The sequence below is a fragment of the Caballeronia cordobensis genome (genome assembly GCF_001544575.2).
GTDB lineage: Bacteria > Pseudomonadota > Gammaproteobacteria > Burkholderiales > Burkholderiaceae > Caballeronia > Caballeronia cordobensis.
The window spans coordinates 322,451-337,080 of the sequence record NZ_FCNY02000005.1; the positions used below are offsets into that span (position 1 = coordinate 322,451).

The following is a 14,630-nucleotide window of genomic DNA, read 5'->3' on the forward strand; positions in this document are numbered from 1 at the left end:
CTTTGGATTGGACGGCTCAACGTCCCTTGCGGCGCACGCGCCAGATGTCGATGCTGACCGCGATCAGGATCACGCAGCCGGTAATGGCCTGCTGCGCATAGGTATCGATGTTGAGAAGCACCACGCCGTTGGTGATGATCCCCGCGAGCGCCGCGCCGATGATCGCGCCCTCGACGCTGCCCGCGCCGCCCGACAGGCTCGCGCCGCCAATGGCCGCCGCCGCGATGACGTCGAGTTCCGCGCCGAAGCCGGAGGCCGGCTCCGCCGACACGAAGCGCGAAAACGCGATCACGCCCGCCATCGACGCGATAAGTCCAGACAGCACGTAGACCACGAATTTCACGCGCGCGGTGCGCACGCCCGACAGGCGCGCCGCGACTTCGTTGCCGCCCGTCGCGTAGACATGCCGGCCGAAGCGCGTCTGCCGCATGACGACCGCGAACACGGCCGTCATGACGAGCAGAATGACCACCGGAAACGGCACGAAGCCGATATAGCCCTGACCGATGAACGTGAACGCATCGGGCACGTCCGGCGTGACCGGCACGCCCTTCGTGACGATGTACATCAGCCCGCGCCCGATGGACAGCGTGCCGAGCGTCGCGATGAAGGGCGGCAACTGGATCCAGGTGATCATGAAGCCGTTGAACCCGCCGACGATCACGCCCACCGCAAGCCCCGACAGGACCGCGGCGAACGCCGGCAGGCCGTGCTGGAAGGCCAGCGCGGTGACGAGCGACGAGAGGCCCATCACGGAGCCCACGGAGAGATCGATGCCGCCCGTGATGATTACGAGCATCATGCCGATCGACATGAGCGCGACGAGCGAGAACGAACGGAACACGCCCATCAGATTGTTGGTGGTGAGGAAGTACGGCGAGAAGAGGCTGATCAGAAAGCCCACCAGCAACAGCACCGACAGCACGTTCAGTTCACGGATGCGCAGACAGGCGCGCAGGAACGCGATGCCGCGCGACGGCTCGGCCTGCCGCGTGTCGGGGGCTTCGTTCGGCTCCTTGTTTGAACCATCGCTTGCGGCTTTGTTCGACGATAGTGCGCGCACCGGTCACTCCTCCGTTCAGGCTGAGGCCGATCATAGAGGCGCGCGAAACCGGAAATCTGTGACGCGCGTCATAGTCGGGCATCGGGGTAGACCCGTAGAAGATCGCGCATGCCGCTATGACGCGCGTCACAGAAATCGCCTGCCGAGCGGGGCTACGATGCGTTCGTACACTCTCTAAACGAAAGGAGCCACAGCATGACGAAGCGAGTGATCGTGACCGGCGGAAGCGGACTGGCCGGCAAGTGGGTGGTCGAAGACCTGGTCGCACATGGCTATGAAGTGCTCAACGTGGACCGCGTGCCGATGGCCAAAGCGACGGCGCGCACGCTCATTACGGACATCACCGACGCCGGGCAGGTTTTCAACGCGCTCGCCTCGACGACGACGGCCAAAGAGTTCGATGACGACATCGAGCCGAAACCGATCGACGCGATCGTGCATTTCGCGGCGATCCCGCGCATTCTCGTCACGACCGACAACGAAGTGTTCCGCATCAACGTGATGGGCACGTACAACATTCTCGACGCGGCGTCGAAGCTCGGCATTCGCAAGGTGATCGTCGCTTCCAGCGAAACGACGTATGGCGTGGTGTTCGCGCACCGGCATCGCGATCCGGTCTATTTCCCGCTCGACGAAGACTATCCCGTCGATCCGATGGACAGCTATGCGACCTCGAAGGTCATCAACGAGGTAACGGCCAAGGCGTTTCATGCGCGCACGGGCGCGGATATCTATTGCTTTCGCATCGGCAACGTGCTCGATCCCGTCGACTATCAGAAATTCCCGGCGTGGCTGGAGAATCCCGCGTTGCGCAAGCGTATCGCGTGGAGCTATATCGACGGGCGCGATCTCGCGACGGCGGCGCGCCTCGCCATCGAGAAGGACGGTCTCGGATTTCAGGTGATGAATGTGGCTGCGGACGACGTCTCGTCCGATCTGCCCACGGCCGAATTGCTGAAGCGCTTTTATCCGGACGTGCCGCTGAAAAAGCCGCTGGGCGAATCCGAAACCTTGCTGAGCAATGACAAGCTCAAGCGCCTGCTCGGCTGGCAGCAGGCGTATAAATGGCGCGAGCAGACGGCGCGATAGACGTCGGTCTTTAACGCTTATTGCACGGCTTCGAGCAATGCGCCGAGCCGTGCGGTCGCGTCGTCCGATAGCGCCATCAACGGACGGCGCGGCGCACCGACGTCGTGTCCTTTCAGTTTGAGGCCCGCCTTGATCGTCGTCGGCAGACCGCCCTTCAGGATGAATTCGAGCACCGGCAACTGTCTGTAGAACAGCGCGCGCGCTTCATCGAGCTTGCCCGCCTGGATCGCGGCGTAAAGCTCCAGCGTGAGCCGCGCGATCAGATTGGGCGCGGCCGTGCACCATCCGCTCGCACCCGCGCAGAAGGCTTCGAGCGCGAGCGGATTCGAGCCGTTGTAGAACGGAATCTCGCCATCGGCCAGTTGATGCAGCACGTGCATGCGCTGGATATCGCCGGTGCTCTCCTTGACCATCGTGACGTTGTCGATCTCGCGCACCATGCGCGCGATCAGTTGCGGCGACATGTCCACGCCGCTCGTCGCCGGGTTGTTGTACAGCATGATCGGAATGTCGATTGCATGCGCGATCTCGCTGTAATGCCTGACGATTTCCGCCTCCGACAACTTCCAGTACGAGATCGGCAGCACCATGACCGCATCCGCGCCGGCGCTTTGCGCGAAGCGCGCGCGGCGAATCGCGTTGCGCGTCGTCAGATCCGAGATGCCGACGACCACGGGCACGCGTTTCGCCACGTGTCCGATCGAGATTTCAGCGGCTTCGTCCCATTCCGCGTCGCTCAGATACGCGCTTTCGCCCGTACTGCCGAGCGGCGCGATGGCATGCACGCCGTCGTTCACGAGCCGGTCGATGCTCGCGCGCAGCGCGGGGCCGTCGATGCCGTCCGTCTCCCGATCGAACGGCGTGATCGGGTACGCGATGATTCCTTTGAAAAGCGCTTGTGACATGAGTTTTCCTTCGATGTGGGTCGGGGAGCGTAAAGACAGGTTCACTTGAGGCAATCGGCGTGCTCGCGCAGCGCGCGCCGCGCGTAGTACGCGAAATTCACCGCATGGCGTTTCGGCGTGGACGTCCAGTCGTGCGCTTCCTTCGCCAGTTGCGCTTCGATCGGCTGGATCGCGCCCGCCTGCATCGCGATGAGTTGCATGCGCGCGGCGCGCTCCATCAGCAAGGCGAGCGTGCAGGCTTCCTCGATCGTCTTGCCGGTGACGAGCATGCCGTGATGCGCGAGCAGCACCGCGCGTTTGTCGCCGAGCGCGGATGAGATAATCTCGCCCTCTTCGTTGCCGACGGGAATGCCCGGCCACTTTTCGAGGAACGCGCAGTCGTCGAAGAGCGGCGTCATGTCCATATGCGAGACCTGCAGCGGCACTTCGAGCATCGACAACGCCGAGACATGAAGCGGATGCGTGTGAATGATGCAGTTGACGTCCGGTCGCGCCCGATACACCCACGTATGAAAACGATTCGCGGGGTTCGGCATGCCCTTGCCGTCGAGCGTCCTGAGATCCTGATCGACGACCAGCAGATTGCTTTCCGTGATCTCGTCGAAGCCGTGGCCGAAGGGCTGCGTGTAAAACGTGTCCGGATCTTCGGCGCGGCACGTGATCTGGCCCGCGAGCCCGGAGTCATGGCCGCCGTCGAACAGGATGCGGCACGTGAGCGCGAGCTTCTGGCGCGCGGTCCAGGCGTGTTCCGTCAGCTCGGCGTTCATCTGCGAAAGCGAACGCGCGACGATCTGCGATTTTGATAGATTGAGTGTTTCCGGCATGGCTGAATCCCGTTGTCGTGTCCTGATGTGTAGTTTATGACACTTGGTGTCATTTACGGCAAGCTTTTTTTGGAGGTGTCGTGGTTGCTGTTCGTCTGAAGCTACTTCGCAAGCAGCTCGGCATGAGCCTGCAGGAACTGGCGGATCGGTCCGAGATGACCAAGAGCTACCTGTCCAAGGTCGAGCGTGGACTCAGCACGCCGTCCATTGCGGCGGCGATGAAGCTCGCGCAGGCCTTGCATATCGACGTCAACGAGCTTTTTTCCGTGGCTGGCGGCGAGGAGGCGATCTCGGTCGTGCGCGCGTCGGAGCGCGTGGAAGTGGGCGGAGACGGCGACGAGTCGCAGCCGAAGTACGAGATCATTTCGCCGAAGGGCGGACATCGCGGGCTCGTGCCGTTCATGATCACGCCCGCCGCCGATTTCGTCGCGACGGATTTCAAGGAGCACGAAGGCGAGGAGTTTCTTTTCGTGCACCGCGGCAAGATCGAGATCGATTTCGCCGATCACAAAGTCGCGCTCTCGACGGGCGACAGCGTGCACTTCAATGCGCGCATTCCGCACCGCATCCGCTCGGTCGGCGCGACGCGCGCGCAGGTGCTGCTCGTCGTCAAAGGCGAGCCCACGGACGGCGACGCCGACGCGTAACACGTAGCGCGCCGACTCGCGCAAACCGACCACGGATAAATGCAAGCTGCCTTGCAGCTTTGCTGAGTGACCTCGTTCTCCGAGCCGTTTAACTTGGTGTCAGGCCCGTCGGCCCGATTCCAACATTCAAAACCGGAGATGCAAATGAGCGATTCACTCGGCCTGTCAACGATCCGCCAGATCCACGTTTTCGAGCGGGACATTCTCAGCGAAGCGGGCGAGAAAGCAAGCCGTCCGTCCCGTCATGTGATTGCCGCGGCGATCTTCAAAAATCCCTACGCCGGTCGGGGCGCGGCATCGGCGGACGATCTCGCGCGGCTCGCCGGCTTGTCCGTGGAAGTGGGCGCCCTGCTCACCGAGCGCGCGCTGAGCCGATTCGCCGGCGGCGAACGCCCGCGCGCATACGGCAAGGCGGTCATCGTCGGCACGCAGGGCGAGTCCGAGCACGGCGCGGCGCTGATTCATCCGCGCCTGGGTCTCGCCATGCGCACTGGCCTCGGCGCGGGCCCCGCCCTGATTCCCGGCAACGCCAAAGTGGGCGTGGCGGGTTCATCGATCGATCTGATCTTCGGCGGCGCCGACGATGCCTGGGACTATGACGCGATGGACGGCATCACGCTGTCCGTGCCCGGCGGCCCCGCGCCCGACGAGTTCGTGCTCTTCGTCGGCTTCGGCACCGTTCGGGTGAATGCGCGCGTTCAAGGCGCAAGCGCCGATCAGGTCGCGAAGGTCGTCGCCGAAATCCGGTCTTCGCGCAAGTGATGCGATAGCGGAGCGCGCCGCGATCCCGAACGGACTCGCGGCGCGCAGGGCAGCATTCATACAAAACAGGAGACAGCATGGCCACCCCTCTTGCCGCTACCGAGAAACTTAGCATGACTGATGTTAGAAAGGTCATCGTCGGTTCTTCGGTTGGCGCGATCATCGAGTATTACGACTTCTTCCTCTACGGCTCGCTCGCCAATATCATCGCCAAGCAGTTCTTCTCCGGGCTCGATCCGACCTCCGCGTTTATCTTCGCCTTGCTCGCGTTTGCGGCCGGCTTCATCGTTCGGCCTTTGGGCGCGGTCCTGTTCGGCCGGCTCGGCGACATGATCGGGCGAAAGTACACGTTCATGATTACCTTGCTGCTCATCGGCTTTTCGACCTTCGTCGCGGGCCTGCTTCCGAACTACGAGGCGATCGGCATTGCCGCGCCCGCGATTCTCATCGTGCTGCGGCTTTTGCAGGGGCTGGCATTGGGCGGCGAGTACGGCGGCGCGGCGACCTATGTCGCCGAGCATTCTCCCACCGAGAAGCGCGGCGCTTACACGGCCTGGATTCAGACCACCGCGACGCTCGGATTTCTTCTCTCGCTCATCGTCATTCTGAGCGTGCGCAGCATGCTGAGCGCCGAGGAATTCGATGCCTGGGGATGGCGCATTCCCTTCGTGGTCTCGCTCGCGTTGCTGGGCCTGTCCGCTTACATTCGCGTGTCGATGAAGGAATCGCCCGTGTTTCTGCATCTCAAGCAGAGCCGCACGGTCAGCAAGGCGCCCATTCGCGAAGCATTCGGCGAATGGAAGAACCTGCGCGTCGTGCTGATTTGCCTCTTCGGCTTGTGCGCGGGACAGTCGATCGTCTGGTACACGAGCCAGTTCTACGCGCTGTTTTTCCTCACGCAGGTGCTCAAGGTCGAGCCCGCCTACGCCAACATGTATTTCGCGACTGCGCTCATTCTGTGCATGCCGCTGTTCATTTTCTGCGGCGCGCTCTCTGACAAGATCGGCAGAAAATGGATGATCATGTTCGGCATCCTGGTCGCCGCGCTGAGTTACAAGCCGATGTTCATGGCGCTCACGCACTACGCGAATCCCGCGCTCGAACGCGCACAGGCGCGCGCGTCGATCGTGCTGGTCGCGGACCCTAAAGCGTGTTCGTTTCAAGGCAATCCGATCGCACGCGAAGTCGATTTCCACACCTCCTGCGACATCGCCCGGCGCGCCCTTGCGAAACGCGGCGCGAGCTATACGGTTCAGGACGGGCCGGCGCAATCGCTCGCGCACGTGCGCATCGGAGACCGTTCGATCGAGTCGATCGAAGGCAAGCGGACCGCCGATGGACAACGTTTCGATCCGGCAAGCAAGATGGCGATCGAGCGGTTCCAGAAGAAGATCGCAGCGGAGATGGAAGGCGGCGGATACCCCACGACCGCCGATCCCGCGCAAACGAACGCGTTCATGGTGGTCCTCATCCTGTTCGTGATGATGGCGTTCGTCGCGCTCACGTATGGCCCGCTCGCCGCCTTGCTCGTCGAAATGTTTCCGCCGAGGATTCGTTATACGTCGATGTCGCTGCCGTATCACATCGGCGCGGGGTGGTTCGGCGGTCTCCTGCCGACGATCTCTTTCGCGCTGGTCGCGCAGCGCGGCGATATCTACGCGGGGCTCGCGTATCCGATCGCCGGGGCGCTCATGACCTTCGTCATCGGTTCGCTGCTGCTGAAGGACACGAAAGCGACGCGGTCCGTGAGTTAGACCCGATGCGCGATGCGTGAAGGTCCGGCCGGGCGCGCGTTGTTGCCGATTGAGCGAGGCATGCGAATCGTGTAACTTAGATTGCCATGCTCAATCGGCGCGCGCCGCTTTTACCCGTATGGTGACAAAGGCATTCTCTCTCGATCAACTCGGCTGGGACCATTTGCGCGCGCTGCTCGAAGCGGCACGCGGCGGTTCGCTCGCTGCAGCCGCCAAGAAGCTCGGCGTGGATCAGTCGACCGTCAGCCGCCGTCTCGCGCAGGTCGAATTCAGCGCGGGCGAAGCGCTCTTTCGCCGCTGCCGTACCGGCCTCGTGCTCACCGCGCTCGGCCGCGAAGTATTCATCCGCGTCGAGCGAATGGAAGCGGCGCTGCACGAAATTCAAGGTTTGACCGCGCAAGGACAGTCGGTCAACGGCCGCGTGACCGTCGCGTCGATGGAAGGCGTCGGCTCGCTGCTCATCGCGCGCGCCGTGAAAGGCCTGAAGGAGCGTCATCCGCTCGTACAGGTCAATCTCGTGACGACATCGAGTTACGTGGACGTCGCCAAACGCGAGGCCGATATCTTCGTCAGCTTCTTCGAGCCTTCCTCTGCGTCGCTGATCACGCAAAAGATAGCCGACGTGCCGTTCTATCTTTACGCGAGCCCGGCGTTTCTCGAGCGCCGTCCCGTACCGAACGCGCAGGCGCTCGCCGACGAGGAGTTCATCGGTTATATCGACGATCCCGCCTACCTTCCTTCCGCGCGATGGATGGACGGAATCGTCTTGAACCCGACGTTCGGTTTCCGTGCGACCAGCATGTTCTCGCAGATGTACGCCGCGCAGGAAGGACTCGGCATCGTCATGTTGCCGTCGTATGCCAATGCCGAGTCGATGGGCCTGAAAAAGGTCATCGAAGAACGGTGCACGGAAGTGCCGTTGTTCATCAGCGTTCAGCATGACCTGCAGTATCTTCCGCATATACGCGCCACCTTCGAAGCGCTTGCGGCGTACCTCGGCAGCAGAATTCCTCGCTGATGCCGAGCAAAACGCCGCTGGAAGTTAGGCGGAGAGCTTCTTCATCTCGACGATGAGATCGGCCTTGCCCTCGAAGCCGATGCCCGGAAGCTCGGGCATGGTGATGTAGCCGTTATCCACTCTCACGCCATCCGGGAAGCCGCCGTAAGGCTGGAACAGGTCCGGATACGATTCGTTGCCGCCAAGCCCGAGCCCCGCCGCGATGTTGAGCGACATCTGATGGCCGCCATGCGGAATGCAGCGGCTCGGCGACCAGCCGTGTTCGCGCAGCATGTCGAGCGTGCGCAGATATTCGACGAGGCCGTAGCTCAGCGCGCAGTCGAATTGCAGCCAGTCGCGGTCGGCGCGCATGCCGCCGTAGCGAATCAGGTTGCGCGCGTCCTGCATGGAGAACAGGTCTTCGCCGGTTGCCATCGGCTTGGCGTAGTAGTTGCGCAGCGTAGCTTGCAGTTCGAAGTCGAGCGGATCGCCCGGCTCTTCGTACCAGAACAGGTCGTATTGCGACAGCGCCTTCGCGTACTGAATCGCGGTATCGAGATCGAAGCGGCCGTTGGCATCGACGGCGAGCTTCTGGCCGTCCTGCAGCACGCTCAGAATCGAGTCGATGCGGCGCAGGTCTTCGTCGAGCGATGCCCCGCCGATCTTCTTCTTCACGACCGTATAGCCACGGTCGATATAGCTGCGCATCTCGTCCTTCAGCTTCTCGTGATCCTGACCGGGATAGTAGTAGCCGCCCGCCGCGTACACGAAGATCTTCCGGTCGGGCTGGCCATTGCCGTAGCGGTCGGCGAGCAACTGAAACAGCGGCTTGCCTTCGATCTTCGCGACAGCATCCCAGATCGCCATGTCGATCGTGCCGATGGCGACCGAACGCTCGCCATGACCGCCGGGCTTCTCGTTCGTGAACATCGTCGCCCAGATCTTGTGGGGATCGAGGTTATCGCCGGCGTCGTTCACGAGCGAGGCCGGATCGGCTTCGAGAATGCGGGGAATGAAGCGCTCGCGCATGAGCGTGCCCTGACCATAACGGCCGTTCGAGTTGAAGCCGTATCCGACCACCGGCTTACCGTCGCGGATCACGTCCGTAATGACGGCGACCAGGCTCAGCGTCATCTTGCTGAAGTCGATATAGGCATTGCGGATAGGGGAACTGATAGGTACGGTCTTTTCGCGGATTTCAACGATTCTCACGGCACGGGCTCCAGAGTTTGTATTGCATTGCGTCGGCTGCAAGCTGGGACGTAGCTTAACCGTGAAAAACGTTGCTACACTGCACTTTCCTTCATTTCATTTTTCACTTTCAGTGAATACTGAAACGCAAACCGCGAGCGATTTCGAGTTCTTCATTCTGCTCGCGAAGCTTCGCAGTCTGTCCGGCGCGGCGCGCGCGCTCGACCTGTCTCCGCCGGCGGCAACCAAGCGCCTCGGCGTGATCGAGCAGCGGCTGGGCGTTCGTCTGGTGAATCGCACGACGCGAAGCGTGAGCCTCACGCCCGAAGGCGAAACGTACCTTCGATACGCGTCGCAGATCGTCGGACAAGTCCGCGAGATGGAAGAAGCGATCTCCGGAGCGAAGCGCGATCCGCAGGGGCTGTTGCGCATCAACGCGACGCTCGGCTTCGGCCGCACGACCATCGCGCCGCTCGTGTCGGAGTTCGCGAAGCGTTATCCGAGCGTCGAAGTCCAGTTCGAGGTCACGGACCGCCCTATCGACCTGATCGAAAGCGGGTTCGATATGGCGATCCGGTTCGGCGAACTTCCGGACAGCCGCCTGAGCGCGCGGCGCATCATGAGCAATCGCCGCTTTCTGTGCGCGTCGCCGAAATACCTCGAAAAATACGGCACGCCGGAGCGCGTCGAAGAACTGGCGGAACACCGCTGCATCATCCATCGGCAAAACGACGACGCCTACGGCGTGTGGCGCTACATCTTGAACGACCACACCGAGGCGATCAAGGTCAAAGGCGCGCTATCCAGCAACGACGGCGATATCGTGCTTCGCTGGGCGCTGGACGGACACGGCATCCTGATTCGCTCGGAATGGGATCTGGCGAAGTACGTGCAAAGCGGGCGGCTCAGTCTCGTGTTGCCGAACACCGTTCTTCCGTCTGCCGATCTGTTCGTCTATTACCCTCGGCAGAAGAACCAGACGACGCGAGCGCGGGCGTTCATCGACTTCCTGGTGAGTCGGTTCCAGGCGCCCTTCACTCCGGTCGAAACAGGCAGCGAGACGCGCGAACGAAAGAAACGAAGCGTCCGGAAATGAGTCGGCGGAGTGGCTCAGAACGCGTGCACGATACCCACCGCCACCGCGAGCTGATTGGCTCCGGTCGCAACGGCGGTCGTGGACCCCGTCGCGCTCAATGCCGACTTCGCGCTGTTGATGACGTAAGTGACATCCGTGTACAGCGTGGTCCGCTTCGATAGCGAATAGTCCGCGTTCACGCCAGAACTGATCGCATGCGCCGAGACCGTGCGAAACGCGTGATAGTACGATGCCGCGGATACCTGAAACGCGGGCGTTATCTTGTAGCGAAGGCCGCCGAACGCCATCGTCTGCGGCGGCGAGGCAGCAAGCGTCGCAGCGATGTCGTTCAGGAGAAGCTCGTAGCCCGCGTACAACGTCGCGTTGCCGAGGGTCCACGATCCGCCCGCGAGATAGCGCCGCTCGCTGTCGCCGGACGAGGCGGCGGTCGTGCCTTGACGCTGCTCGTAGACGAAGGTCAGATTGAACGGTCCCTGACGATACCGCGCGCCGATGTCGAATTGCTTGCCGACGCGAAACGCGCCCGGCACTTGTGCGCCGTTGGCGATGGTCGAATCGTAGCCAAAGCTGTATAGCGCATTAAGCTCGAACGGACCGGCATGGCCGAGATATTCGAGCGCGTTATCGGCGCGCCCCACGAATTGCGCGTCCTGCGCCGACAAGCCGTAGCTGGAGTAGTTGAGCGGGTCGAGCGCCAGGAAAAAGCGGTACATAGGCGTCATCTGGCGGCCCGCCATCACCGCGCCGAATGTGTCGCTCTCCAGGCCGACGAACGCCTGGCGGCCGAACAGCCGGCCACCCTGTTGCAGCGTGCCGTTGTTGGTCGCGAAGCCGGATTCGAGCGTGAAGATCGAGCGCAGACCGGCGCCGAGATCTTCCTTGCCCGTGAATCCCCAGCGCGAATTGATGCGATTGCCGGTGTTGAGACGAAACAGCGTGCCGGAGCCCTGTTTCGCGGCATGCGTCACGTACTCGACGCCCGAGTCGAGAATGCCGTACAGCGTCACCGACGACTGAGCGTGAGCCGCGATACTCGCCGATGCGCATATCGTAGCGGCGAGCGCGGTCCTTACCCGCCGCGTAACGTGGTTCGATTTCAAGCAACGTCTCCTTACTTACATTTTTTAAGCATGACTAACTTAATGAAGCCGAAAACGCAAATCGATCGTTCGACTTGCGTCCGGCTTTGCGCGGATTCAGACCTGGGCGATGCGCTTGCTCACGAACAACATCGCGATCAAGCCGATGACCGGCCCGACGGCAAGCGTAAGAACGGCGAGCACGATCGAATGCGTCCCGCCGTAGACATGCCCGACGGCCAGCGGCGATACGGCGCTCCCCATCTGCCATATGGCGTTCGTCCAGCCAGCGCTCGCACCCGCGAGACGCTTTCCGGAAGCATCGCTCACCTGCGCCATCAGCACCGGCAGATAGCCGTATGAAAACGCGCCCAGAACCGGTGCGACGATATAAAACTGCGTGACCGTCGAGCACATGCCGAACACCATCAGGGTCAAGGCGAACGCGATCAGCACCAGAATCGACATGAGCCGGCGCGAGATGCCGGGCAAGTCGGAGATCCATCCGAGCGTCGGTTTCGCGATGACCGCGCCGATGCCGAAGGACGCGATGATCGATCCAGCCACGACGGGTGAAATGCCATATTGCCGCGTCATCAGCGCATTGCCCCATGCGCCGAAGCCGACGGTGGCCCATAGCCCGCCGCAACCCGCGATCGACAGAAAGATCAGATTGCGGTTGCGCAAGAGGCCGAGCATTTCTTTCGCGCTGTTGCGGGCCGGCGCGCGCTCGCCGTCCGGGCGATTCTTGAGAAACAGAAGCGAGACGATGCCCCACGCGAAGGTGGCCACGCCCAGCATGCGAAACGCGCTCGACCAGCCGTACTGCGCCGAAACGGTAGGCACGATGGCGTTGGCGAGCACGACAGCGAGCGATGTCGCCGTGGTGTAGATGCCCATCGCCCGTCCGCGGTCGCGCGTGAACCAGGCGGGGATCACCTTCATCCCGGCCGAATAGTCCGCGCCGGCCGCGAAGCCCATCGCCAGTTGAATCAGGATGCCCACGCTCAGCGACGTCGTCTCGCCGAAGAAGAACGTGAAGACGCCGAGCGGAAGCAATGCGAGCGTCATCATCGCGCGGCCGCCGAGAAAGTCGGTCAGCATGCCGCCGATGATATTCGCCACGACATATCCCGCATAGAACGCCGTGACGAACGCGCCCAGCAGCGAGACCTGGATGCCGAGCGACGCGCCGACCGGCGCCGCCACCGTGCTCCATGCGACGCGGTCCACATAGCTCAGCAGAAATGCCGCCCAGACGATGAACAACGCGACCCAGCGGTAAGGGCTCGCTTCCGTCTCACCCGCGTTCGACGCGGCCCATTCCGCGCCCGATGCGTCACTCGATGACGCCAGGTTCTTTTCCACGACTCCTCCATGCAGGGCGTGCGTACGCCGCCCTATTCTTGTCCGTTTAGTCTTCCGGCGCACGAGGCGCGCCGGGCGCGTATTGCGGGATTGCGGCGCTACAGGTCCAGCACGAGTCTTCTCGATTTCGAGCGCGAGCAGCACGGCAGAAACTGATCGTTGCGCGCCTGCTCTTCCGGAGACAGGAACAGATCCCGATGCTCCGGTTCGCCGTCGAGCACGCGCGTGATACAGGTTCCGCAAATGCCCTGCTCGCACGACACCGGAACGTCGATGCCGGCATCCGCGAGCGCCTGCGCCACCGAACGGTCGGCCGGAATCGTCACGGTCTTGCCGCTGCGTGCGAGACAGACGTCGAACGCGCCGTCGGACGATGTATCGACGGCGGGCGCCGAGAAGAACTCATAGTGCAGCCGTTTTTCCGGCCATCCTTTCGCGCGCGCCGCATCGAGCACCGCGTTCATGAAGCCCTGCGGCCCGCAGACATAGAGATGCGTATCCGCGTGCGCATCCTTGAGCAGCGCATCGAGATGAAGCCGTTGATGCGCGTCCTCGTCGTCGAAGTGATAGCGGACACGCTGCGCCCAGGACGCGTTCGCGAGCCGCTCGACGAAGGCCGCGCGAGAACGCGAGCGCGCGCAGTAATGCAGTTCGAAATCGCCGCCGCTGCGATCGAGTTGCTGCGCCATGCAAAGCAGCGGCGTCAGTCCGATTCCCCCGGCCAGCAGCAAATGCCTCGCGGGACCGGCGACGAGCGCGAAGTGATTGCGCGGCAGACTGACGCGCAGTGCGTCGCCCTCCTTGATCACGTCGTGCATGCCGGCCGAGCCGCCGCGCGACTGCGCTTCGCGCAACACGGCAATCTGATAGCGCGAGCGTTCATGCGGCGCGCTGCACAGCGAATACTGCCGCACGTGTCCCGCCGGCAGATGAACGTCGATGTGCGAGCCCGCATCGAATGCCGGCAGATCGCGGCCATCCGGACTCGCGAGTTCGAAACTGACAATGCCGTCGGCCTCGATAGTGCGCCTCGCCACGCGCACGGTCATGGTGGAATCGTTCATGGCTGCCGCCTTCACATGATCGACAGGCCGCCGTCGACCATCAGCGTCGCGCCGGTGATGAACGATGCCTCGTCGCTCGCAAGCCAGAGGATCGGCCATGCGACTTCTTCGGGAGACGCCCATCGTCCGAGCAACGACGTGTCCTGCCTCTGTGTCTTGAGCGTTTCCACGCTTTTTCCGGCCGCCTGCGCGCGATTGACGTGGAAATCGGTCAGCGTCGAGCCCGGGCATATCGCGTTGGCGCGCACGCCGTGGGCCGCCTCCTCGAAGGCGAGCGTACGCGTCATGGCGAGCATGCCGGCCTTGGTCGCATCGTAGAGGCCCATGCCTTTGCGGCCGGTCAGCGCATAACACGACGATACATTGACGATGCTCGCCGATCCCGCCTGGCGCAGGAACGGCAACGCCGCCTTGCAGTAGTTCGACGTGCCCACGAGGTTCACCGACACCATGCTGTGCCATTCCTCCGGCGTCGCGTCGGCGAGCGCGCTGTAGTTGCGCATCGCGGCATTGTTGACGAGCACGTCGAGCCGGCCGAACGCCTGTACGGCCAGCTCGGCTGCCGCGCTCGCCTGATCGGGATTCGCGACATCGGCGACATGGGTTTGCACCTTCGCGGCGGGGTCGCGGCTCTGCAATGCATCGGCGACGTTCGCGAGCGCCTGCGCATTCGCATCGACGAGAACGACCGCCGCGCCTTCGTCGCAGAATACGCGGGCAGTCGCGGCGCCGATGCCGCCTCCGCCGCCCGTGATCAACGCGACCTTGTCTCTTAATCTTGAGGCTTGCAT

At 62.8% G+C, this 14,630-nt stretch carries 14 protein-coding genes; 6 read left to right on the forward strand and 8 right to left on the reverse strand.

The window, feature by feature from the left end; translation table 11 throughout:
* Positions 1-16: 16 nt before the first annotated feature.
* Positions 17-967, reverse strand: coding sequence for an ABC transporter permease (locus AWB70_RS12260; protein WP_041732863.1), 951 nt, complete (start codon positions 965-967; stop codon positions 17-19).
* A gap of 291 nt (positions 968-1,258) precedes the next feature.
* On the opposite strand from AWB70_RS12260, the gene AWB70_RS12265 reads away from it, so the two are divergent.
* Entirely contained in the window at positions 1,259-2,152 is an 894-nt protein-coding gene (locus tag AWB70_RS12265) for an NAD-dependent epimerase/dehydratase family protein (RefSeq protein WP_053570060.1), read from the forward strand.
* A 17-nt stretch (positions 2,153-2,169) separates the two neighbouring features.
* Here AWB70_RS12265 and AWB70_RS12270 read toward each other — a convergent pair whose 3' ends face one another.
* Both AWB70_RS12270 and AWB70_RS12275 read right to left on the reverse strand, forming a co-directional pair.
* Positions 2,170-3,057 carry a dihydrodipicolinate synthase family protein gene (locus AWB70_RS12270; protein ID WP_053570059.1) on the reverse strand — a complete coding sequence of 296 codons (888 nt, stop codon included), beginning with the start codon at positions 3,055-3,057 and terminating at the stop codon, positions 2,170-2,172.
* A gap of 41 nt (positions 3,058-3,098) precedes the next feature.
* On the reverse strand, positions 3,099-3,881 hold the full coding sequence (locus tag AWB70_RS12275; protein ID WP_053570058.1) for an aldolase: 783 nt from the start codon (positions 3,879-3,881) through the stop codon (positions 3,099-3,101).
* Between the two features lie 80 nt (positions 3,882-3,961).
* On the opposite strand from AWB70_RS12275, the gene AWB70_RS12280 reads away from it, so the two are divergent.
* The 4 genes from AWB70_RS12280 (at position 3,962) to AWB70_RS12295 (ending at position 8,062) form a co-directional block, all read left to right on the forward strand.
* On the forward strand, positions 3,962-4,528 hold the full coding sequence (locus AWB70_RS12280) for a helix-turn-helix domain-containing protein (RefSeq protein ID WP_014193042.1): 567 nt from the start codon (positions 3,962-3,964) through the stop codon (positions 4,526-4,528).
* A 144-nt stretch (positions 4,529-4,672) separates the two neighbouring features.
* Entirely contained in the window at positions 4,673-5,290 is a 618-nt protein-coding gene (locus AWB70_RS12285) for an amino acid synthesis family protein (RefSeq protein WP_053570057.1), read from the forward strand.
* A gap of 77 nt (positions 5,291-5,367) precedes the next feature.
* Entirely contained in the window at positions 5,368-7,044 is a 1,677-nt protein-coding gene (locus AWB70_RS12290) for an MFS transporter (protein WP_053570056.1), read from the forward strand.
* 118 nt (positions 7,045-7,162) lie between these two features.
* On the forward strand, positions 7,163-8,062 hold the full coding sequence (locus AWB70_RS12295) for a LysR family transcriptional regulator (protein ID WP_053570055.1): 900 nt from the start codon (positions 7,163-7,165) through the stop codon (positions 8,060-8,062).
* 24 nt (positions 8,063-8,086) lie between these two features.
* Here the strand turns inward: AWB70_RS12295 and AWB70_RS12300 are convergent, their stop codons facing one another.
* A complete protein-coding gene (locus AWB70_RS12300; RefSeq protein ID WP_053570054.1) occupies positions 8,087-9,253 on the reverse strand; it encodes a mandelate racemase/muconate lactonizing enzyme family protein in 1,167 nt (388 codons plus the stop codon).
* A 112-nt stretch (positions 9,254-9,365) separates the two neighbouring features.
* Here AWB70_RS12300 and AWB70_RS12305 point away from each other — a divergent pair, with 112 nt between their 5' ends.
* On the forward strand, positions 9,366-10,328 hold the full coding sequence (locus AWB70_RS12305) for a LysR family transcriptional regulator (protein ID WP_053570053.1): 963 nt from the start codon (positions 9,366-9,368) through the stop codon (positions 10,326-10,328).
* 14 nt (positions 10,329-10,342) lie between these two features.
* On the opposite strand, the gene AWB70_RS12310 is transcribed toward AWB70_RS12305, so the two are convergent.
* The 4 genes from AWB70_RS12310 to AWB70_RS12325 form a co-directional block, all read right to left on the reverse strand.
* On the reverse strand, positions 10,343-11,428 hold the full coding sequence (locus AWB70_RS12310) for a porin (protein ID WP_143281632.1): 1,086 nt from the start codon (positions 11,426-11,428) through the stop codon (positions 10,343-10,345).
* A gap of 96 nt (positions 11,429-11,524) precedes the next feature.
* A complete protein-coding gene (locus tag AWB70_RS12315) occupies positions 11,525-12,775 on the reverse strand; it encodes an MFS transporter (protein WP_053570052.1) in 1,251 nt (416 codons plus the stop codon).
* Between the two features lie 98 nt (positions 12,776-12,873).
* On the reverse strand, positions 12,874-13,839 hold the full coding sequence (locus AWB70_RS12320) for a PDR/VanB family oxidoreductase (RefSeq protein WP_053570051.1): 966 nt from the start codon (positions 13,837-13,839) through the stop codon (positions 12,874-12,876).
* An 11-nt stretch (positions 13,840-13,850) separates the two neighbouring features.
* Positions 13,851-14,630, reverse strand: a complete 780-nt coding sequence (locus AWB70_RS12325; RefSeq protein ID WP_053570050.1) for an SDR family NAD(P)-dependent oxidoreductase — start codon at positions 14,628-14,630, stop codon at positions 13,851-13,853.